At 70.2% G+C, this 21,223-nt stretch carries 19 protein-coding genes and 1 tRNA gene; 10 read left to right on the top strand and 10 right to left on the bottom strand.

Annotation, left to right across the window (positions count from 1 at the left end; genetic code table 11):
* Nucleotides 1–178 precede the first annotated feature (178 nt).
* The 3 genes from ASF76_RS00150 (at nt 179) to ASF76_RS00140 (ending at nt 3,148) form a co-directional block, all read left to right on the top strand.
* Complete coding sequence (locus ASF76_RS00150) at nt 179–1,468, top strand: LCP family protein (RefSeq protein WP_055951228.1); 1,290 nt, start codon at nt 179–181, stop codon at nt 1,466–1,468.
* Between the two features lie 101 nt (nt 1,469–1,569).
* A tRNA-Ser gene (locus ASF76_RS00145) sits at nt 1,570–1,658 on the top strand.
* 107 nt (nt 1,659–1,765) lie between these two features.
* Nucleotides 1,766–3,148 carry a hypothetical protein gene (locus ASF76_RS00140; RefSeq protein WP_235561196.1) on the top strand — a complete coding sequence of 461 codons (1,383 nt, stop codon included), beginning with the start codon at nt 1,766–1,768 and terminating at the stop codon, nt 3,146–3,148.
* A 386-nt stretch (nt 3,149–3,534) separates the two neighbouring features.
* Here ASF76_RS00140 and ASF76_RS00135 read toward each other — a convergent pair whose 3' ends face one another.
* Genes ASF76_RS00135 through ASF76_RS00115 form a run of 5 tightly spaced genes read right to left on the bottom strand, consistent with a single transcriptional unit; the run spans nt 3,535 to nt 6,447 of the window.
* On the bottom strand, nt 3,535–4,080 hold the full coding sequence (locus tag ASF76_RS00135) for a hypothetical protein (protein WP_055951225.1): 546 nt from the start codon (nt 4,078–4,080) through the stop codon (nt 3,535–3,537).
* Nucleotides 4,077–4,835: a hypothetical protein gene (locus ASF76_RS17260; protein WP_200936058.1), complete on the bottom strand. Its 759-nt coding sequence runs from the start codon at nt 4,833–4,835 to the stop codon at nt 4,077–4,079. Before ASF76_RS17260 ends, ASF76_RS00135 begins: the two co-directional genes overlap by 4 nt.
* Before the next feature lie 33 nt (nt 4,836–4,868).
* Nucleotides 4,869–5,129 carry a DUF6510 family protein gene (locus ASF76_RS00125; protein ID WP_055951222.1) on the bottom strand — a complete coding sequence of 87 codons (261 nt, stop codon included), beginning with the start codon at nt 5,127–5,129 and terminating at the stop codon, nt 4,869–4,871.
* Nucleotides 5,129–5,860, bottom strand: coding sequence for an FAD-binding oxidoreductase (locus tag ASF76_RS00120; RefSeq protein ID WP_055951219.1), 732 nt, complete (start codon nt 5,858–5,860; stop codon nt 5,129–5,131). The genes ASF76_RS00125 and ASF76_RS00120 overlap by 1 nt, the downstream gene beginning before the upstream one ends.
* The gene (locus ASF76_RS00115) at nt 5,857–6,447 is read right to left on the bottom strand and encodes a molybdopterin-dependent oxidoreductase (protein WP_055951216.1); all 591 of its coding nucleotides are present in this window, start codon (nt 6,445–6,447) and stop codon (nt 5,857–5,859) included. The genes ASF76_RS00120 and ASF76_RS00115 overlap by 4 nt, the downstream gene beginning before the upstream one ends.
* Nucleotides 6,448–6,688: 241 nt before the next feature.
* Between ASF76_RS00115 and ASF76_RS00110 the strand changes: the two genes are divergently transcribed.
* Nucleotides 6,689–7,576, top strand: coding sequence for a DUF808 domain-containing protein (locus ASF76_RS00110; RefSeq protein ID WP_055951213.1), 888 nt, complete (start codon nt 6,689–6,691; stop codon nt 7,574–7,576).
* A gap of 87 nt (nt 7,577–7,663) precedes the next feature.
* Here the strand turns inward: ASF76_RS00110 and ASF76_RS00105 are convergent, their stop codons facing one another.
* The 3 genes from ASF76_RS00105 to ASF76_RS00095 form a co-directional block, all read right to left on the bottom strand.
* On the bottom strand, nt 7,664–8,224 hold the full coding sequence (locus ASF76_RS00105; protein WP_055951210.1) for a flavin reductase family protein: 561 nt from the start codon (nt 8,222–8,224) through the stop codon (nt 7,664–7,666).
* A 121-nt stretch (nt 8,225–8,345) separates the two neighbouring features.
* Complete coding sequence (locus ASF76_RS00100) at nt 8,346–9,437, bottom strand: acyltransferase family protein (protein WP_055951207.1); 1,092 nt, start codon at nt 9,435–9,437, stop codon at nt 8,346–8,348.
* A 112-nt stretch (nt 9,438–9,549) separates the two neighbouring features.
* Nucleotides 9,550–11,076, bottom strand: coding sequence for a CitMHS family transporter (locus ASF76_RS00095; RefSeq protein WP_055951204.1), 1,527 nt, complete (start codon nt 11,074–11,076; stop codon nt 9,550–9,552).
* A 168-nt stretch (nt 11,077–11,244) separates the two neighbouring features.
* Here ASF76_RS00095 and ASF76_RS00090 point away from each other — a divergent pair, with 168 nt between their 5' ends.
* Together ASF76_RS00090 and ASF76_RS00085 are read left to right on the top strand one after the other, a co-directional pair.
* Nucleotides 11,245–12,888 (top strand): sensor histidine kinase, encoded by a 1,644-nt coding sequence (locus ASF76_RS00090; protein ID WP_200936057.1) that lies wholly within the window; start codon nt 11,245–11,247, stop codon nt 12,886–12,888.
* A complete protein-coding gene (locus ASF76_RS00085) occupies nt 12,885–13,535 on the top strand; it encodes a response regulator (protein WP_055951201.1) in 651 nt (216 codons plus the stop codon). The genes ASF76_RS00090 and ASF76_RS00085 overlap by 4 nt, the downstream gene beginning before the upstream one ends.
* A gap of 40 nt (nt 13,536–13,575) precedes the next feature.
* Here the strand turns inward: ASF76_RS00085 and ASF76_RS00080 are convergent, their stop codons facing one another.
* Nucleotides 13,576–14,859 (bottom strand): alpha-amylase family glycosyl hydrolase, encoded by a 1,284-nt coding sequence (locus ASF76_RS00080; protein ID WP_055951199.1) that lies wholly within the window; start codon nt 14,857–14,859, stop codon nt 13,576–13,578.
* A 139-nt stretch (nt 14,860–14,998) separates the two neighbouring features.
* Nucleotides 14,999–16,225 (bottom strand): ROK family protein, encoded by a 1,227-nt coding sequence (locus tag ASF76_RS00075; RefSeq protein WP_055951196.1) that lies wholly within the window; start codon nt 16,223–16,225, stop codon nt 14,999–15,001.
* Between the two features lie 114 nt (nt 16,226–16,339).
* Here ASF76_RS00075 and ASF76_RS00070 point away from each other — a divergent pair, with 114 nt between their 5' ends.
* The 4 genes from ASF76_RS00070 (at nt 16,340) to ASF76_RS00055 (ending at nt 21,212) form a co-directional block, all read left to right on the top strand.
* A complete protein-coding gene (locus tag ASF76_RS00070; protein ID WP_055951193.1) occupies nt 16,340–17,653 on the top strand; it encodes an ABC transporter substrate-binding protein in 1,314 nt (437 codons plus the stop codon).
* Nucleotides 17,650–18,564, top strand: coding sequence for a carbohydrate ABC transporter permease (locus tag ASF76_RS00065; RefSeq protein WP_055951190.1), 915 nt, complete (start codon nt 17,650–17,652; stop codon nt 18,562–18,564). The genes ASF76_RS00070 and ASF76_RS00065 overlap by 4 nt, the downstream gene beginning before the upstream one ends.
* Before the next feature lie 116 nt (nt 18,565–18,680).
* Entirely contained in the window at nt 18,681–19,502 is an 822-nt protein-coding gene (locus ASF76_RS00060) for a carbohydrate ABC transporter permease (RefSeq protein WP_055953213.1), read from the top strand.
* A 27-nt stretch (nt 19,503–19,529) separates the two neighbouring features.
* Complete coding sequence (locus tag ASF76_RS00055) at nt 19,530–21,212, top strand: glycoside hydrolase family 13 protein (protein WP_055951187.1); 1,683 nt, start codon at nt 19,530–19,532, stop codon at nt 21,210–21,212.
* Nucleotides 21,213–21,223: the final 11 nt, after the last annotated feature.

Below are 21,223 nucleotides of genomic sequence, written 5' to 3'. Positions count from 1 at the left end.
CGATCGGTGCTCATCGCGACCGTCGGCGACCGCCGAGACCCGCTCGACCCGGACCGCGGATCGGCCCGCCGGCCTTCACGCCATTCACAGCCGTGCGTCCCTAGTATTGCTGCGACCTGCGGCCCCGCCGAGGTCGACGTGCTGCCGGGCCGGTGGCATCCGTCTCGGAAGGACACGAGTGAGCAAGACGACCACACCGCGCGGTCAACGCACCGCGGCCCGCCACGGGCGACTGTCGTCGCCGGGCCCCTTCGCCCAACTCTTCCGCGGACTCGCCATCGTGCTCGCCGTGCTCCTCGTCTCGGGCGGCGCCGTCTTCGCGTATGCGGCGGTCGACCTCACCCGAAGCTTCACCGCCGACGCCGTCGACCTCAAGGGTCAGCCCGCCGTGCCGCCCGACCTCGGCGAGCTGAAGGGCGGGGTCAACCTGCTGCTCGTCGGCACCGACGAGTGCGAACCCGACTTCGCCCAGCTGTTCGGCGACCGCTGCACGGGTGATGACGCCGAGGGCACCCTCAACGACGTCAACATGCTCGTGCACATCTCCGACGCCCCGCGCCGCGTCACGGTGATCTCGTTCCCGCGCGACCTCATGGTCCCGATCCCGTCCTGCACCGACCAGGACGGCAACGTCAACTCGGCGATGAGCAAGCAGCAGATCAACAGCGCCTACCTCTACGGCGGTCTGTCGTGCGTCGCCGCGACCGTCTCGGAGCTCAGCGGCCTCGAGATCCCCTTCGCCGCGAAGGTGAGCTTCGGCGGCGTCATCAACATCACGGATGCCATCGGCGGCGTCGACGTCTGCATCGCCAACGGCATCCAAGACCCCTACACCGGCATCGACTGGCCCGCCGGCATGCGCCAGGTGAAGGGCCTCGACGCCCTGCAGTTCCTCCGCACCCGCCACGGCGTCGGCGACGGCGGCGACCTGGGGCGCATCTCGAACCAGCAGCAGTACATGTCGCGTCTGGCGAACAAGCTGAAGAGCCAGGAGGTGCTGTCGAACCCCGCGACCCTCTACAAGCTCGCCTCGACGGCGCTGCGCAACGTCGACCCGTCGACGTCGTTGACGAACCCGCTGACGCTGGTGCAGATCGCCTCGGCGGTGAAGGACGTGCCGTTCAGCGACATCGTCTTCATCCAGTACCCGACCTACACCGACCCGTACGACGCCAACCGCGTGGTCCCCGACTACGACGACGCCGACACGCTGTGGGCGGCGCTCGCCGCGAACCAGCCGCTCGAGTTGTCGGGCAACCTCAGCGACGGCGACGGCGTCGTGGTCGACGAGAACGCCGCTCCGGGGCCCGCCGAGACGCCCGCACCGGCCGACACTGCGAGCCCCGAGCCCGCCGACAGCCCCTCGCCCACCCCGGTTCCGAGTTCCGAGGCGATCGTGCTGCCCGACGGCATCGCCGGTCAGACCGCGGCGCAGGCGACCTGCTCCAACGGCAACGTCCGCGAGTGATCCGCGCCCGCGCCACCCGGCATCCGGATCATGGTTCGGATGCCGGGCGGCGACCGGTTAGTATGGACGGGTGTGTTCGAGCCGCGAGGCGTCGATCACCTGGAGACGTCGCATAGTTCGGCCTAGTGCACCACCCTGCTAAGGTGGAGTCCCCTCACGGGGACCGAGGGTTCAAATCCCTCCGTCTCCGCATATAAGTACTGGCTCGAGACCCGCGGATTTCCGCGGGTTTTCTGCTTTCCGGATGACGGCCTTCCCGCCGTGGACGCTTCGCTGACGCGCCGCTACGGTGAGGGGGTGCGTGCGGTGATCTCGATGACGGGGCGGCTGATCGTCGCGCACTGGCCCGCGCTTCTCGCCTGGTATCTCGCCGGCACGCTCGGCCGGTACGTCGGCCTCGAGGTCGCAGGATTCGTCGGCGGATACACGGCGATCGGTGGCATCCTTCTGCTGCCGCTCGCGATCCTCGCGAAGATCGTCAGCGTCGTGGCGATGTTCCTCGTGCTCCGAGACGGGATGCCGCGCCTCGGCGTGCTCGCTCCACCGCCGGTGGACCGCGTCAGCCGTCGCGGGGCGTTCCGCGACGCGCTGCTGTCGGCGATCCTGCCGTTCATGGCGGTCTACGCCGCGCTCGGGTTCCTGCGCGAAGACGTCGCGGCCTACCTCGACGCCGCGCTCAGCGTGAAGATCGGCCGTGACGTCATGGCGATCGTCACCGGAGCGACCGTCGACACATCGGGGGCTGTCGACCAGTTGTCGTGGGAACCCTGGACCATCGCGGTGGTGATCCTCGCGCTGGCAGGGCGGGGAGCGTGGAAGCGGTGGCAGGCGTCGCTCCCGTCGTGGACCTCGGTTCCCGCGACCTACCTCGAGGCGCTGTGGGTGTTCCTCGCGGCGTACTTCATCGGCGAGGCGCTCGGACAGGTGACCGGCTGGATCGACAGCCGTCAGGCGATCGCCTGGCTCGCCGACGCCCGGGAGTGGGTCGGCGGCTGGTTCGTACCGCTGGGCTGGGTGTGGGACGCCGTGCTCTGGCTCGGGGGGCAGGCCGGAACGATCCTGCTCGTGCCCTTGGCGTGGCTCACCGTCGCCGGCGTGATCTACGGGCAGGCGGTGTCGCCGCAGGGTGTGCAATGGCGCGGTGAACTGGCGACCCGCGCCCGCACCCGTTACGGAGTCGTACCCCAGCGCCTGCGGCGACGGCTGAACGACATCGGAGCGGGCCTGGGCAGCCGTTTCCGGCCGATCTGGCGGGCGATCGTCCTGATGTGGCGGAGCGGGCCGATCCTGATCGGGGGGTACGTGCTCTTGTACGCTCTCCTCCTCCTCGGAGAAGGGTGGTTGCGTATCGCGATCACGCGGACTGTGGGTCCGAACGATTTCGACACGTTCTGGCTCGTTCTCGGCCCGCTTCCCCTGATGCTCGTGCCGCTCGTCATCGAGCCCCTCCGGACCGTGCTCGTGGCCGGCGCCTACGACGCCACGATCGGAGCGTTGATCGGAGCGCCCGTCGTGTCATCCGGTCAGCCGTCGGGCGGCACTCCGGGACCGTCAGGGAAGGCGGAGGACGAGGTAGCCCGGAAGCTGGTCGGTGAGCGCGAGCTCGAGATCGAACGGTCCGGTGGCGTCGTCGGGGACGAGGTAGGGGACTTCGATCGTGAAGGGCACGGCCTCGTCTGACGGGCATGAGCTCTGGGCGTCGTAGCTCCAGTCGACGTCGGCCAGGGCGTTGATCCATCGTCGGTTCTCGCCGCCGGTCTCGCGCAGCATCGGAGACCCGCACGACAAGATCTTCCCCCGGGGATCGACGGGCACCTCGATCACGACCGCGCGGGCACCCGCGGGGGCGTCGGACGCGGTATCCGCCGCAACGGTGCCCCAGCGCGCGGGACCCCAGGTCGCGCCGCCGAACTCGACGGTCGTATCGGGGCCGACCGTCGTGGGAAAGACCGGGTCGGCCTGATTCGCGTTCCACCATTCGTTGCCACCGACGACGACCGCGGTGGTCGGCAGAAGCACGGCGACCGCCGCCAGCGCGATGGCGTTGCGCCGCCACCACCGCGCGGTCACGGCGTCGTCCATCCGGTGGGGCTCAGTTCGACGTCGGTTTCTCGTGTCAGCGCGCCGAGGTCGATCGGAACCTCCACGAGCGAGTCAAGTCTCGTCTCATCGCTGAGGCCCAGCGTGAGCGACCCCGTGCGGTCGGCGACGGCGGCGGGCAGTTCAAACGCGAGGCTGCCCGAACGGGGGATGCCGACGGCCAACTGTTGCCTGTAGATCGACGCGGGCCGCTCGCTCGCTCGGTAGGCGACACCGTCCACGATCAGCTCCGCATGGTGCAGGAGTGCCCCCCTCTCGTCGTCCCGAGCGGTGACGGTGACGTCGACGACCAGCCACGTGCCACCGGCAGACCACGAGCCCGCTACGGCGCGACTACCCATTCTCGGATCGGTCACCGAGACCTCGAACGCCCGTGCCACCGCGCTTTCGCCCACCGCGGTCCGCACCACGAACGGCTCCGTCGCCGCATCCTCGCCGGGGGTGATCTGCACGACTCCCCACGCGAGGGCCACGAGCCCCGCGCCGACCGCCCAGACCGCCCACGGCCTCATCCGGGCGCCTCCTCGCCCGAGCCCGAGCCCGAGCCCGAGCCCGAGCCGGAGTGGGATCCCGAGCCGGAGTCGGCGTCAGAATCGGAGGCCGAGTCCGCTCCGGCCCCCACGTCACTGATCTCGACCGTCGTGCGGGCGCCGATCACCGGGTCGATCCAGGACTCGCCGTACGTGATGAGCTGGCCCGTGTACAGGGTGAAGTCGAGGAGGCCCACGTGCAGCACGTCGCCCGCGGCGAAGGTCGCGGGACCGACCGCCCACGTGAGCACGAGTTCCGCCGGGACGCCCGGCTGCAGATACGGCGTGAGGGTGGCATCGTCGAGCCGGGCGACCGAGTTCGCCCGCACACCGCCGAGCTCGTCCACGCTCACCGCGGCGTCCACGCCGGCACCGCCCGAGGCCGGGAGTGCGCGGTCCCACACGTTTTCAACGCTCACTACGAGCGCCAGCACCCGCTCCCCGTCCGACACCGACGTCCCCGAACCGGGCAGTTCGTCGATGAGCACGGCCCGTTCCACGGTGAGGGCGATCTGGTCGTTTCGGTGCTCCGTGCCCGCCGCGATGTCAGGAACGGGTGGGACGGCCACCGCCGACAGGCCGCCGAATGCGGCCGTGACGATGAGGAACAGCGCCGTGAGGATGCCGGCGAACCACCCCGTCGGTACGCGGTCGGCGACCGCCAGCACGCGGGTGCGCGCCGCGCGCGTCGACCGATCGCGACGGCGGGCGGCGTCATCCGGGGGAGGGGCGCTCACGGCCACAGTGTAGAGGGGGCGCCGGGCTTCGCGTCAGCGCCGCCGCATCTCCAGCGCAGTGAGCCCCGGCATCCCGAGCCACGAGCGTCCGTCGGGGGCGTCGACGACGGTGAGCAGGACCGCGTCGCAGGTGCGGCAGCGCACCACCGTCCCCATCGCGGAGGCGTAGACCGAGGCCGTCGCGAGCAGGTCCCGCAGGCCGCAGTGCGTGCAGCGGACCTCGGATGCCGTGGCATCCCACCCGAGGAGGTCGTCGAGTCGTCCGGCCAGGGCGTTTCCGTCGAGCAGGGTCATCAGGAACCTCCGAACCTCTCCGTGCGAATGCGCGCCGCGGTGTGACCGGCGGCGAGCAACCACTGCGAGACCGCCTCGACGAACGGGGTCGGACCGCACACGAACACCCGGGGCTCGCGGTCGGCGGGGAGGACAGCGGCGCGCAGGCTCTCGGCTGTCAGTCGTCCGGGGGCGGTGGTCGAACCCGGCGGGGCGGCGCGGGTGTAGACGACGTCGAGGTGCAGGCGATCGCCGTCGAGCGCCCGCAACTCGTCGCCGAAGAACACGTCGCCGGGGGAGCGCACCGAGTACAGCAGCCGGAACGGTGCCGGATCGTTGCTCTCGGCGTGCGCGGCCGCCATCGCGAACAACGGCACGACCCCGGAACCGCCGGCGATGAGCTGCACGGGAGCGGGGTCGTCCGACGGCGTCCAGACGAAGAACGCCCCCAGGGGCCCGTGCACCTCGAGACGATCACCCTCGCGCAGGTCGTGGACGAGGAACGGCGAGACCTCGCCGTCGGGCACTTCGTCGACCGCGAGCACGACACGGGTGCCCTCACCCGACGAGGCCACCGAGTAGGAGCGGCTCGCCTGGTAGCCGTCGGGTGCGGTGAGGCGGACGTCGAGGTGGGACCCCGCATCGTTGCCCGGCCAGGTGGGCACGTCGAGCTCGATGCGCCGGGCCGTGGACGTCTCGGCACGTACGCGCACGACCGACGCGACGTGCCAGGATGCCGGGCGGCGGCTCACCCGTACCGTTCCTCACGCCACGGGTCGCCGCGCGGGTGGTAGCCGTTCTGCTCCCAGAACCCGGGCTTGTCGGTGGGCATCGTGATGAGCCCCTGCACCCACTTGGCGCTCTTCCAGAAGTAGAGGTGCGGCACGAGCAGGCGGGCGGGGCCGCCGTGCTCGGCGCTGAGCGGTTCGCCGTCGGCCTCGAAGGCGATCCAGCTCTTGCCGCCGAGCAGGTCGTCGAGGGCCAGGTTGGTGGTGTAGCCGCCGAAGGAGTGCACCATCGCGAAGCGGTGGGCCGTCTCGACCTCCGCGAAGATGCGGTCCAGCGACACCCCGCGCCAGGGCATGTCGAGCTTCGTCCAGTGCGTGACGCAGTGGATGTCGACGGTGACGTCCTCCACCCCGAGAGCCTCCAGCTGCGCACGATCCCACCGGTGCACGCCGTTCTCGGTGCCGACGGCGAACTCCCACGTGTCGGGTGCGACGGTGGGGGTGGGGCCGGCGGACAGCACGGGCCAGTCGGTCACCAGGCTCTGCCCGGGAGGAAGTCGCGGATCGCGCTCGCGGCGGCGGCCTCCGAAGCCGCGGGTGATGAACGACATGGCATCCCTTCGCCGGGGTCGATGCGTGGATTCACCTTAGCCATCCGTCCGGGGGCGGAACAGGGGCCGACGAGCGGAGGAGATCCGTGCGGCGGAGGACGAATGGGTCGGGATCCTCCCTCCGCCGGCCGGATCTCCTCCCCTCGCCGCGGCTCCCACCCGCCGCGGCCCGGCCGAGGACCCACTAGCGTTGTCCCGCGGCGTGCACGCGCCGCATCCCTCACCCCCGGGAGAAGCGCATATGTCGGTCGGTCTGCTCGCCGTCGTCGATGACATCCTCAGCGCGGCCCTCAAGGCCAGCGCCAAGACCGCGGGTGTGGTCATCGACGATGCCGCTGTCACCCCTCAATACGTGCAGGGGCTCACGCCTGCTCGCGAGCTGCCGGTGGTGTGGAAGATCGCCCTCGGCAGCATCGTCAACAAGTTCGTCATCATCATCCCGATCGCGCTGCTGCTGACGGCCTTCGCGCCGTGGGTGCTGCCGTATCTGTTGATCATCGGTGGCGGCTTCCTCTGCTTCGAGGGAGCCGAGAAGGTGCTCGAGTGGTTCGGTGTGCACCACGGCACGCACGACGACGGCTCGCGCGATGAGAAGAAGCTCGTGCTGGGCGCGGTCCGCACCGACCTCATCCTCAGCACCGAGATCATGCTGATCGCGTTGTCCAGCCTCGATCCCGACTTCGGGATCTGGATGACGCTGGGCGCGCTACTCGTCATCGGCCTCGCGATGACGGTCGTGGTCTACGGCGCGGTGGCGCTGCTGGTCAAGCTCGACGACATGGGTCTGCGCCTGATGAAGAGCCCGTCGCGCAAGGTCCGCCGTTTCGGCGTGCGCATCGTGGCATCCATGCCCGCGGTGTTCCGCGTGATCAGCATCGTCGGGACGGTCGCCATGCTGTGGGTCGGCGGGCACCTCGTGCTGCAGAACCTCGCCGAGACGTTCTGGTCGGGCCCGTACGACCTCGTGCACGTGGTCACTCACGCCATCGAAGCGGCGGGACCGGTCGTGGTCTGGATCGTCGAGACGGCTATCTCCGCCGTGTTCGGCCTGGCGCTGGGGCTCATCATCGTGGGCGTGGTGACGGGTATCTCGCGCCTGACCCGCCGGGGCGCTCCCGCCGCCCACTGACTGCGGTGCCGGCGCCTCGCGCACGCTCGAGTCAGTCGAGCAGCGAGTGCTCGCCGAGGCGGTGCCGGCGCCTCGCGCACGCTCGAGTCAGTCGAGCAGCGAGTGCTCGCCGAGGCGGTGCCAGCTGCGGTTGTAGTACACCAGGGCAGCGCCGGCCTCGCCGGGCTCGAGGTCGCGTTCGACGTCGACCTGCAGGGCTTGAGCGGCGATGACGGTGGAACCCCCGGCATCCATGCGGCTGACGACCTTGCACCGCAACCACGCGCGCACACCGTGGTAGACCGGCTCGCCGGTGGCCAGGCGCGACCACGCGGAGGTGTCGGCGAAGCGGTCGAGGCCGCTGGTCGCCCCCGCACGGGCGAGCGAGATGTCCTCGGCGTCGAGCAGGTGCACGACGATCGTGTCGGCCGCGATGATCGTCGGTGTCGCCGACGACAGCGCCGACACCGAGAAGATGAGCAGCGGCGGATCGGCGCTCACCGACGACACCGACGAGGCGGTGAGGGCCACGGGGCCGTTCTCGCCGTACGCGGTGATGACCGCGATCCCGCCCGGGTGACCCCGGAACGCGCGCTTGAAGTCGTCGGCCGACACCGACGTGCCGATGGCGGGAGTGCTGTCGGGGGTCCCGTGTGCAAGCGAGCTCATACCTACGACGGTAGGCGCTCCCGCACGAAACAGCGCGGTATGGCGCAACACGATGAAACGCGGCTCCTGCTGCGGGGCCTCGGGGCGAGGGTTGAGCCGCGGGGCGGGGCGACGGCCCTGGTCAGGCCGACTCGACCTTCGCGACCTTCGGCCGGGGTGTCTTGGGCGACCCGAACCGACGGGCAACCCGTCGCGCGAGGTGGTGGCTGGGCCGTTCGACGAGGCGGAAGAAGACCTCCGCCAACCCGAGCGCGACGACGATCACGATCGGCGAGAGGAACAGGGGGTTGATGGACTCGGGCAGCAGTCGACCGAACGCCACGATCATCGGCTCGTGCACGAGGTAGAGGCTGAACGACCGCGTGCCCAACCAGCGCAGCGGGCGCACGCTGAGGGCGGCGCCCAGGCCCGGCGAGAGGATGACGAGGATGACGAGGAGTGCGGCCCCGAGCACCTGCAGCACGCGGGTCGCCGGTGCGACGAGGTCGAGGACGCCCTCGCTGAGCGGGAGCGCGAACACCATCCAGTAGCTGGTGATCAACAGAACGGTCAGCACGCCCAGCCAAGCGAAGACCGGCGTGGGGTTCCGCAGCCGGTCGCGGAGCGCCGTCAGCCGGTCCCATTCGAAGGCGATGAGGCAGCCGAGCGCGAAGATGGGCAGCTGGAAGAGGACGCCGAGCGCGTAGGGGCGCTCGATCGGTCCCTCGTACGCACCGACGACCAGCAGCGCCAGAACGAACGCGACCTTCAGAGCAATGCCGCGGCGCCACTTGGCGGCGAACAGGATGAACAGCGGCAGCAGGAGCGAGAAGATGATCTCCCACTTCAGCGACCACAGCACGGTGTTCGTCATCCCGGGCTGCGCCGGGACGATGAGGATCAGATCACGCAGGATGCCGAGCGGCACCGGATCCATGTGGATCTGGAGGAACCGGCTTCCCTCGACGAGGTCGGGGAGCGCGTAGATCCAGATCAACGCCACGCCCACCGAGGCCCAGACGGGGATGTAGAGCCGCACGAGGCGACTCGGGTAGTAGGCGCGCCAGTTCATCCGCGTGTGGCGGGCGGGAAGGCAGAGCACGAAGCCGCTCAGCACGAAGAACACGAAGACCGCGACCGACCCTTCCCACGGCAGGTGGAGAGGCGTGTGGGTCAGCCACCACATCGCCTCGCCGGGCGAGGTCGTGGGGCGCGGGTCGGCGAAGGATAGCATAGGGACTCGGCGTCACGGACGTGTAACGCGCAGGTGGCCGCGCGGGTCTTCCTGCTCACATCGAACGAGAAGGACCCGGATGCCATGGCATCCGGGCCCATCTGCGACGGGCTCAGCCGAGCAGTGGCACAGCCCCCACCAGCACGCCGACGGCGAGCATGACGAGCGAGACGACCGTGGCGCGCCACAGCACCTTCTTGTGGTGGTCGCCGAGGTTGACGCCGGCGAGCGAGACGAGCAGCAGGATCGCCGGGACCAGCGGGCTCTGCAGATGGACGGGCTGGCCGGTGATCGAGGCGCGGGCCATCTCGACCGGAGCGATGCCGTAGTTCGCGGCGCTCTCGGCGAGCACCGGCAGGATGCCGAAGTAGAACGCGTCGTTCGACATGAAGAACGTGAACGGGATCGACAGCACGCCGGTGATGACGGCGAGGAACGGGCCCATCGACGACGGGATGACGTCGGTGATCCACGCGGCCATCGCGGTGACCATGCCGGTGCCGTTGAGCACGCCGACGAGGACTCCGGCGGCGAGCACCATCGACACGACGCCGACGATGCTGGGGGCGTGGGCGACGATCTCGTCGGCCTGGCCGCGCAGCTTCGGGAAGTTCACGATGAGGGCGAGGGCCGCACCGACCATGAAGACGAACGCCAGCGGGAAGATGTCCATCACCAGCAGCACCATGACCGCGACGGTGAGTGCCAGGTTGAACCAGATGAGCTTCGGGCGCAGCGTCGCGCGGTTGGGGTCGAGCATCGTGTCGGCCATCGCGGTGTCGGCGACGTCCACGAGCTGCGGGGCGGCGACGGCGTCGCGACCGCCACGGACCGTCACGACGTTGCCGGTGCGCAGCGACGCCACGGCGCCGGGCTTGGGCTCCGCGCCACGCACGAGGGCCGGGCCGCCGAGGCGACCGAAGACACCGGGGGTGCCGAACTTCGAGGTGTCGACGGACCCTGCCAGGCGCTTTCGCTCGGAGAGCCCCAGGAACCAGGCGAAGGTGAGCGCGACGATCAGGCCGGCGAGAAGCGAGGGGATCATCGGCACGAACACATCGGTGGGCTGCAGTCCCAGCGCTGTCGCGGCGCGGATGGTCGGGCCGCCCCACGGCACGATGTTGAGCGTGCCGTTCATCAGGCCCGCGACGCAGGTGAGCACGACAGGGCTCATGCCCAGGCGCAGGTACAGCGGCAGCATGGCCGAGGTGGTGATGATGAAGGTGGTTGAGCCGTCGCCGTCGAGCGACACGGCGCCGGCGAGGATCGCGGTACCTAGCACGATCTTCGCGGGGTCGTCGCCGAGGAAGCGCGTGATCACGCGGATGAGCGGGTCGAACAGGCCGACGTCGATCATGATGCCGAAGTACATGATCGCGAAGAGCAGCAGCGCGGCGGTCGGCGCCATCTTGCCGATCGCGTCGATCACCATGTCGCCGAGGCCGAAGCCCGCGCCGGCGATGAGGCCGAAGACCGTCGGGACGACGATGAGGGCGACCATCGGGGTCATGCGCCGCGTCATGATCAGGGCCATGAACGACAGGACCATGAGGAAGCCGAGGGCCACGAGCACCCCGTCGGCGGGCGTGTAGGCCACCGGGTACTCGGCCGTTTCAGCCGCAAGGATCAGGGGGGTCATCGCGACTCCTTCGTCGGGACGGGCGCGGCTCTCGCGCTCTCGATGCGGTGACACTACGGACGCGGACCCTCCCGGCGCGCGCTTGCTCGCATTGCGCGGGGTTTTGCGCGTACCGTGAGTTCTGCGCATTTCGCGCACGGGTCATCCCGTTCGAAGGAGAGGTGCGCCATGCGGTTCGCCACGCGGATGCTGGTCGTGCAGGTCGCCACCCAGGTCGCCGTCGTCGCCGTGTGCACCGCCGTCTTCGCCGGGCTCGGGGTGCAGCAGCTCAAGGCCGAGGCCGACTCGTCGGCCCTGAACATCGCGAGATCCGTCGCGGAGTCGCCCCAGGTGCGCGACCTCGTCTCCGAGTTCTCCGCCGACCCCGGGACCCCGGATGCCACGACCCTGCGTGACGGCGTGCTCCAGCGATACGCCGCCGACGTCACCGACCGCACGGAGGGCCTGTTCGTGGTCATCACCGACGATCACGGCATCCGTCTCGCCCATCCGGATCCCGATCGCCTCGGCCAGGTCGTCAGTACGAGCTTCGCCGACGCGCTCGCGGGCCGGGAGGTCGTGACGTGGGAGGTCGGGACGCTGGGGGAGTCGGCCCGGGCGAAGGTTCCCGTCTACCCGCCCGACGGCGGTGCTCCGGTGGGCGAGGTGAGCGTCGGCTTCGAGCGGGCGAGCGTCTTCGACGACCTGCCCGCCCTGGTCGCCGGTATCGCCGTCGCGGTGCTGCTCGCCGTCGCCATCGGTGCGCTCGTCGCGTTGCTGATGCGTCGCCGTCTCGAGCGGCTCACGCTCGGCGTGCAGCCCGAGGAGCTCGCCGCCCTCGTGCAGACCCAGACCGCCGTGCTCGAGAGCGCCGACGAGGGGGTCCTCGCTGTCGACGACGCGGGGGTCGTGCGCGTATGCACCGCCGCCGCCGAGCGTCTGCTCGGAATCACGGACGCCGTCGGCCGACCCCTCGCCGACCTCGCTCTCGCGCCGGTCGTCGCCGCGGCGCTGGCCGGAGCGGGGGCGAGTACGGGGCTGCCCGTGGGCGACCGCGTGGTCTTCATCGACGTCCGCCCGGTGCGCCGGGGTTCTCGCACGCTCGGCCGCGTGGCGGTGCTGCGCGACCGCACGGACGTGGCCGCGCTGTCGGGCAGGCTCGACAGCGTGCGGGCGATGGGCGACGCGCTGCGGGTGCAGCGACACGAGAACGCCAATCGCCTCCACGCCGCGGTCGGACTCCTCGACGCCGCCCGGGCAGACGAGGCCCGCGCCTTCCTCGCCGACCTCGTCGATCGCGGCTCGGTCGACTGGGCGGTGCCCGGCATCGAGCTCGTCGGCGACGCGATGCTCCAGTCGTTCGTGGGAGCCAAGGCGCTCGCCGCCCGTGAGCGCGGAGTGGCTCTGCGCATCTCCGACGACACGTTCCTCCGCGGCACCGTCGACGACGTCGAAGACGTGGTGGCCGTTCTCGGCAACCTCGTCGACAACGCCGTCGCCGCCACGGCATCCGCTCCCGAGCCGCGCGAGGTCGAAGTGGCGGTACTCGGCGACGGTGACGCCGTCGTGCTGACCGTGGCCGACACCGGTGGGGGGATCGCCGACGTCGATGCCGTCTTCGCCGCTCGCGACCGCTCCGACGATCCCGCCGCGGTGCACGGCCTCGGTATCGGCCTGCCCCTCTCGCGCGAGTTCGCGCGACGCCGCGGCGGAGACGTGTGGATCGTCGACCCCGGCGGCGACGGACGTGGGGCCGTCGTGGCCGCGCGCCTTCCGGGGGTCCTGCGCGGCACCGATCACGGCCCCGCATCGAGAGAGGAAGACGACGAATGACCGACATCCGTGTGCTCGTCGTCGATGATGACTTCCGCGTCGCCGGGCTCCACCGCGATGCCGTGGCGAGCCGCCCGGGTTTCGTCGCGATCGAGCCCGCGCGCACGATCGGCGAGGCCCGCACAGCCCTCTCCACGCACAGCCCCGACCTTCTGCTCGCCGACGTGTACCTGCCCGACGGTGACGGGGTGGAACTCGTGCGCTCGGCGGGCGTCGACGCCTTCGTGCTGTCGGCGGCGACGGATGCCGCGACCGTCCGCCGCGCCTTCACCGCCGGCGCCCTCGCCTACCTCGTGAAGCCCTTCGACACCCGCGTGCTCGCGGAGCGGCTCGACCGCTACGCCCGCTATCGCAACCTCCTCGCCAGTACTCGGCCCCTGACGCAGGACGACATCGACCGGGCGGCGTCCGTCATGCGCGGGGAGCGCGAAGGGCCCTCGCTGGCCCGCTCGGCGACCGAGCAGACGGTGCTGGCGGCGCTCGGCGCCGAAGAGGCTTCGGCGTCAGAGGTGGCCGAGCGCACCGGCGTCTCGCGTGCGACCGCGCAGCGTCACCTGACGACGCTGGCGGAGCGGGGCCTGGTGCAGGTGAGTCTGCGGTACGGCGCGACCGGGCGCCCCGAGCACCGCTTCCGCGCCGGCGCCTGAGCCATCCTGTCCCCGCGCCGTCGTCTCTGTCCGCCGGAGTTCAGGCTTCCAGCACCGCCCACCCGCGCGGGCCCAGCTCGATCCGCCCGTCGACCGGTGCGCCCTCCCCGGCCACCAGCCCCCGCCCGTCGGCGACAGGCAGCGACACGGGCTCCTCGCCGATGTTCAACGCCACCACCACCGCGTCGTCGCCCACCGCCGTGCGCAGCGAGACCGCGGTGTTCGACACCTCGATGACGTCGGTGTGTGCGCGCCAGAGCCAGGGCTTCCGCCGCCGCAGAGCGATCAGCGCCTGGTGGGCCTGCAGGATGCGTTGATCGGGCTCGATCTCGCCGGGGTGGGCGGGGAAGGCCGGTCGCACGGCGTCATCACCGCCCAGTCGCTCCTCCTTGACACCCGTCCAGCCGAACTCGTCGCCGGCGTACACCGAGGGTGTACCGGCCACGGCGAACAGCACCGCGAGAGCGTGCGGCACGAGGTCGACGCCCACTGCCGAGGCGATGCGGGTGACGTCGTGGTTGCCGACGAAGGTCTGCGGCACGAATGTCGCGAGCAGCGTGTCGTGTCGCTCGATGGCGTGGCTCAATTCGAAGAGGTTGCGGTCGCTCACGCCATGCCAGATGCCCTGCCACAGCTCGTACTGCGTGAGGGAGTCCATGCTCGACGTGCGGACGATCTCGACCGCGTCCCCATGGATCACCTCGCCGAGGAACCACGCGTCGGGGAAGCGCTCGCGCACCCTCGGCAGCACCTCGGCCCAGAACGACGACGGCACCGCGTACGCGGCATCCAACCGCCATCCGTCGATCCCGCGGTCGAGCCAGTGGCACATCACGTCGACGACGAGGTCGACCGCGGCGGGGGAGGAGTGATCGAGCGCGACGAGGGCGTCGTGACCCTCGAACACGTCGGCCTCGAACCGCCCGTCGGTCCATCGTCCCCGGAACAGGTGCGGCCCGTCCTCTGTGAGCGCATCGAACGCCGGATGCCCCCGCCCCACGTGGTTGAAGACGCCGTCGAGCAGGATCCGGATGCCGCGCTCCCGCGCCGCGGCGATCAGCCGCGCGAAGTCCCCGTCGTCGCCCAGACGCGGGTCGATGCGGAAGTGGTCGACGGTGTCGTAGCCGTGGGTCTCGGAGGCGAAGACGGGCCCGAGCAGCAGACCGTTGAGCCCGAGCGAGATGACGTGGTCGAGCCACGGCTCGAGGCGTTCGAGACGGTGCACGGGCTCGGCATCCGGATCGACGCCGTCGCGGATGGGCGCTCCGACGAAGCCCAGCGGGTAGACGTGCCACCAGATGACGTGTTCGGGCCAGTCGGTCATGCGTGCTCCTTCGGGCGGCGGTAGGGGTGCCGGATCGGTTCGACGCTATCGGCGTCGTCTCTTCGCCCCGCCGGGGTTGCGTCCCCGTCACCGCGGCCCGAAGCGCGGCGTCATCCCGACACGTCGCACGGCGGGACCCTCACGCCCGCGCCCGGTCCTCCGGCAGAGCGAAAGCGGCGAGATCCAGCGCGCGGGTGCGCGCGGCTTCGACCGCGGCGGCCACCGCCCCGATCGAGACGATGTCGGCCCCGAGCGTCGAGGCGACGATCGTCGGCGGCGGGAGGTGCAACGAGTCGGGGATCGCGTCGATCGCGGCCGCGACGATCGGTCCTGCACCGGCGGCGATCGCGCCCGACACCACGACGCGCTCCACGTCGAACAGGCTGCCGAACACCGCCGCGACCCCCGCGAGCGCCCCACCGACCTCGCGTGCGACCGCGAGGGCTCCGGCGTCGCCCGCGGCTGCCAGATCCAGCACGGTCTTGGCTTCGATGGACTCCGGGTCGACGTCGCGAAGCGCACTGTCTGACGGCAGCGAACCGGATGCCAGGGCGGCGCGCGCCGCGTCGACGCACCGCGGTGCGAGTCCCCAGGCGCTGCCGACACCCTCCACGCGGTCGAAGGCGACCGTCTCGCCGGCTCCGCCGTGCGTGCCGCGGAGCAGACGACCGTCGACGCTGATTCCGGCGCCGAATCGTTCCCCGGCCAGCAGCGCGACGAAGTCGTCGCAGCCCACGGCGGCACCGTGCGAACGCTCGGCGACGGCGGCGAGGGTGGCGTCGTTCTCGACGCGCACCAACGGCGCCCAGGCGGCGAAGGTGTCGACGAAGTCCGGGTTCATTCGGGCCCAGAACCCGTCGTGGTGCACCGGCGACCGGCCCGCCCTGTTCACGGGGGCGGGCACCCCGACGCACAGGGCGACGATTTCGCCGCGCGTGCGTCGTGCGCGGGTGAGGGCGGCGTCCACCGTTGCTTCCGCTGCCCGCCGGCGCCTGTCGGGGGCGTCGAGCTCGGGGTCGACGGTCAGTCGCGAGGTGCCGAGGGTGCGGCCACGCAGGTCGGCCACCGACGCGGAGAGGTGTCCGCGACCGGCGTCGACGCCGACCACGACCCCGGCTTCCGGGCGGAAGGCGAAGCGGCGAGCCGGGCGGCCCTTGGAGTACTCGCCGACCGCGCGGGCGTTCGGCATCTCGGCGAGGAGTCCGCGGGCGGATAGCTCGTCGAGCACATCGATCGCCGTCGACCGGGTCAGGCCTACGGCGGCGATCACGTCGCTGGCGGTGAACGCCTCGGCGTCCCAGGCGTGGCCGAGCACCGTGTCGAGGTTGTGGCGGCGCAGCGACGGCGTCGTCGTGGTGGCATCCATCGTCACTCTTGACCCCTTTCGCTTCCGATGCAATACTGCCTGCACGACATTGATTTGGCGAGTAGATTTACTGGCTGATACAACATATTCGCAGTGCGGCGGAGGAGGCAGAAGGTGTCGACGAAGATCAGGGCGAGGCGACGATGGGTCGCGGCGACCACCGTGGGGGTGCTCGGGGCGGCGATGCTCGCCGGGTGCTCGACCGATGGACGCGAGACCATCCGTTTCACCTTCAGCAAGCGTGAGGCGCTGTCGTTCATGAACGACGTGGTCGCCGAGTACAACGCGTCGCAGGACCGCGTGCGCGTCGAGATGGACAGCTCGGGTGTCGACGTGGTCTCGGCGAGCTTCGTGCGCGGCAATCCGCCCGACATCATGCTGGCGAACTACAACTACGAAGTCGCCCGCTTCGTGCAGCGCTGCGCACTGAGCGACCTCAGCGGCACCGAGGCGGCGGGCACCGTCCGCGAGGACCTGCAGCCGCTGCTCGATCAGTACGGTTCGTGCGAGGGGCGCACGAGCGCGCTGCCGTACTCGGTGATGGCCGCGTCGGTGATCTACAACAAGCAGATCTTCGAGCAGCTGGGCCTCTCCGTTCCGACGACCTACGACGAGCTGCTCCAGGTCTCCGACACGCTCAAGGCCAACGGTGTCACGCCGTTCTACGGCACGTTCAAAGACGACTGGACCGTGGCCCAGGGCTGGTACGACTACTCCGTCGGGGGCTCTCTCGACGTGCTCGACTTCTTCGACGGCCTCGCCGCAGAGGGCGCCGAGGTGGGGCCCGAGTCGCAGGTCTCGTTCGCCAAGGATTTCACCGAGCCGATGGACCGCATGCTCGAGCTCGCACGGGACTACACGAACCCGGATGCCGAGAGCCGGGCCTACGGCGACGGCAACCTCGCCTTCGCGCAGGGTGAGGCGGCGATGTACTTGCAGGGCCCCTGGGCGCTCGGCGAGATCGCGAAGACCGCGCCCGACCTCCCCGTCGGCACCTTCCCACTGCCCATGACGGACGACCCCGACGACCTCGCCGTGCGCGTCAACATGGACCTCGCGGCGATCATCCCCGAGGCGTCCCGACACAAGGAAGCCGCCCGCGACTTCCTCGAGTACCTGTACCAGCCCGAGATCATCGAGGCCTACAACGAGTCCCAGCTCGGCTTCGCGCCGACGAAGGACGCGCCCTCGCCGAGCGACCCCCGCGTCGCCGGGATGATCCCCTACTACGACGAGGGGCGCATCTACCAGGGCGCCTCGGTGCTCGTCCCCAAGACCATCCCCACCTTCAACTACGCGCAGGCGATGATCTTCGGCGCCTCGCCCGAGAGCACGCTGCGCACCATGGACGAGGACTGGTCGCGGCTCGCCTTCCGCCAGCCGCCGGCCTCGACCACCGACGCAGCCGTCGAGGAGGACGCGCGATGAGCACCACCACCACGATCGTCACGGGCGGGAAGGCGGCCGCGCGTCGCAGCACCCGCCGCGTGGAGCCGATCTACTACCTGTTCCTGCTGCCGACGCTCGTGTTGTTCACCCTGGCGATCACGGTGCCGGGGATCATCGGCATCTTCTTCAGCTTCACCGACTCCATCGGTCTCGGCGAGTGGAACTTCACCGGCCTGACGAACTACATCGCGATCTTCAGCGACCCGGCGATCCTGCAGGCCTATCTGTTCACATTCGGCTTCTCGGTGGCGACGGTCCTCGTCGTCAACGTCGCCGCGTTCCTGCTGGCGGTGGGCCTGACCTCCCAGATCCGGTTCAAGAAGGCGCTGCGCACGGTCTTCGTCATCCCGATGGTGATCTCGGGCATCATCATCGCCTACGTCTTCAACTTCCTCTTCAGCAACTCGGTGCCCGAGGCCGGAGCGTCGCTCGGCATCCCGTGGCTTGAGACGAGCCTTCTGGCCAACCCCGATCTCGCGTGGGTCGCGATCGTCATCGTCACCGCGTGGCAGGCGATTCCCGGCACGCTGCTCATCTACATCGCGGGGCTGCTGTCGGTCCCGGGCGACGTGTACGAGGCCGCCGGCCTCGACGGGGCCAGCAAGACCCAGCAGCTGCTGCGCATCACCCTGCCCCTCGTGGCCGGGTACGTCGTCATCAACATCATCCTGGGCTTCAAGGGCTTCTTGAACGCCTACGACATCATCGTGGGCCTCACCGGCGGTGGCCCCGGCACCGCGACCCGCAGCGTCGCGATGTCGATCATCCTCGGCTTCAACGGCGGCGATTACGCCTACCAGATGGCGAACGCGGCGCTGTTCTTCATCGTCGCCATCGTGATCTCGCTCCTCCAGCTCTCCCTCACCCGGGGAAGGAACACCCTGTCATGACCGCTCTCAACCAGCCCGCGCTCGCGTTCGAGCAGGCAGAACTCGCCGTCCCCGGCCGCCAGGGCACGAACGGCCGGGGCGACGGCCCCTCGCGGCGACGCGTGCGTCGCGTCGGCATGGAACGCATCAACTGGTCGACGACGACCATCCTGGTGCTCTGCTCCCTCACGGTGCTCCTGCCGCTGTACGTCACCGTCTCGATGGCGCTCAAGAGCGGCACGCAGGTCGTCGACGGCAATGCCTTCTCGTTCCCCTCTCCGATCAGCTTCGACGGGTTCGTCCAGGCGTGGACGCTGACGAGGTTCCCGGTGGGTCTCGCGATTTCCCTTCTGGTCACGGCCGGAACGGTCGTGGCGACGATCATCCTGGCGGCCTTCGCCTCGTATGCCATCGCCCGCAACTGGGATCGCAAGCTCTTTCGCTACTCGTTCTTCTACCTGCTCGCGGCCATGTTCATCCCGTTCCCCGTGGTGGCCCTGCCGCAGATCCAGCTGACCGGGCGGGTGGGGCTCGACAACCCCGTGGGCGTGATCATCCTCGCCACCATGTTCCAGTTGAGCTTCAGCGTGCTGCTGTTCACGGCGTTCCTGCGCTCGATCCCGCTCGAACTCGAAGAGAGCGCGCGCATCGACGGCGCGACCACCTGGCAGACCTTCTGGCAGCTGATCTTCCCGCTGCTGGCTCCGATGAGCGCGACGGTCGGCATCTTCGCGTTCCTCTATGCCTGGAACGACTTCATGATGCCCTCGCTCATCATCAGCGACCCGGCTCTGCAGACCCTTCCGGTGCGACAGAACCTCTTCCAGACGCAGTTCAGCAACAACTACAACGTCGCCTTCGCCTCCTACCTCATGGCCATGGCCCCCGCGATCGTCGCCTACCTGTTCACCCAGCGATGGGTGATGGCCGGCGTCACGCAGGGCGCCATCAAGGGCTGAGCAACCATCCCCTCGAAAGGAACAACCGTGACCACCGCCGCACCCTCCGTGCAGACCCGCGAACTCAGTGCCGCCCCCGACTGGTGGCGCCAGGCCGTGGTGTACCAGGTGTATCCCCGCAGCTTCGCCGACACCGACGGCGACGGCCTGGGCGACATCCGCGGGATCACCTCGCGCGTGCCGTACCTGGCGGAGCTGGGGGTGGATGCCATCTGGCTCAGCCCCTTCTACCCCTCCGACCTCGCCGACGGCGGGTACGACGTCGCCGACTACCGCGACGTCGACCCGCGGCTGGGGACGCTGGCCGACATGGACGAGCTCATCGCGCAGCTGCACGCCCACGGCATCCGTGTCGTCGTCGACATCGTGCCCAACCACACCTCCGACAAGCACGCCTGGTTCCAGGAGGCGCTGGCCGCCGGTCGCGGCTCCGCGGCCCGCGGGCGCTACATCTTCCGTGAGGGCACCGGACCGGACGGTGCCGAGCCGCCCACCGACTGGGTCTCCGTGTTCGGCGGAGCGGGCTGGGAGCGCGTCGAGGACGGGCAGTGGTACTTCCACAACTTCGACGTGTCGCAGCCCGATCTCGACTGGACCAACCCGGAGGTGCGCGCGGACTTCGTCAAGACCCTGCGCTTCTGGAGCGACCGGGGCGTCGACGGGTTCCGCATCGACGTCGCCCACATGCTCACGAAAGACCTGACGGAGCCGTTGCCCTCGCAGGCGGAGCTCGACGCGATGCCGCAGGACGGCAACCACCCCCTCATCGATCGTGACGACGTGCACGAGGTCTACGCCGAGTGGCGCGCGGTGTTCAACTCCTACGACCCGCCGCGCACGGCTGTCGCCGAGGCGTGGGTGCACCCCTCCCGCGTGCCGCTGTACGCGAGCATCGAGAGCCTGGGACAGGCGTTCAACTTCGACCTCCTCGAGGCCGACTTCGACGCGGGCCAGTTCCGTCGCATCGTCGCCGACAACCTCGAACTCGCCGCGCAGTCCGGCTCGTCGACCACGTGGGTGCTCTCCAACCACGACGTCGTGCGTCACGCCACGCGCTACGGGCTCCCGGATGCCGAGCGCGGCGACGACGGGCGTCCCACGCGCAAACACGGCAATGAGTGGTTGCTCTCCGGGGGGCGGACGCCGGTGCTCGACACGGCGCGCGGTGAGCGCCGGGCACGGGCGGCGGCGCTGTTCGTGCTGGGCCTGCCCGGCTCGGCGTACCTGTACCAGGGCGAAGAGCTGGGTCTTCACGAGGTCGCCGAAATCCCCGACGAGCAGCGTCAGGACCCGACGTTCTTCCGCAGCCCCGGCGTCGACCTCGGTCGTGACGGATGCCGCGTACCCCTGCCGTGGAGCGACGAGGGCCCCGCGTTCGGTTTCGGATCGGCCGGCGCCCACCTCCCGCAGCCGGAGTGGTTCGGTGCGTACGCCGTCGACCGCCAGGACGGCGAGCCGGCGTCGACGCTGTCGCTCTACCGAAGCGCTCTCGACCTGCGGCACGCGCTGCAGACCGACGAGCAGCTGCAGTGGGTCGAGGTCGACCGTGACGATGTGGTGGCCTTCGCGCGTCCGAACGGGTGGACCGTCGTGACGAACTTCGGCACCGAGCCGGTCGCGCTCCCCGCGGGCGAGGTGCTGCTGTCGAGCACCGAGCTCGAGGGCGACGTCCTCGCCGGCGAGACGACGGTCTGGCTGCGTCGCGCCTGACCCGCCGCCCG

Source organism: Microbacterium sp. Leaf151 (genome assembly GCF_001424225.1).
GTDB lineage: Bacteria > Actinomycetota > Actinomycetes > Actinomycetales > Microbacteriaceae > Microbacterium.
The sequence above is the reverse complement of the archived record's forward strand: the minus strand, read 5'-3'. Positions and strand labels throughout refer to the sequence as shown.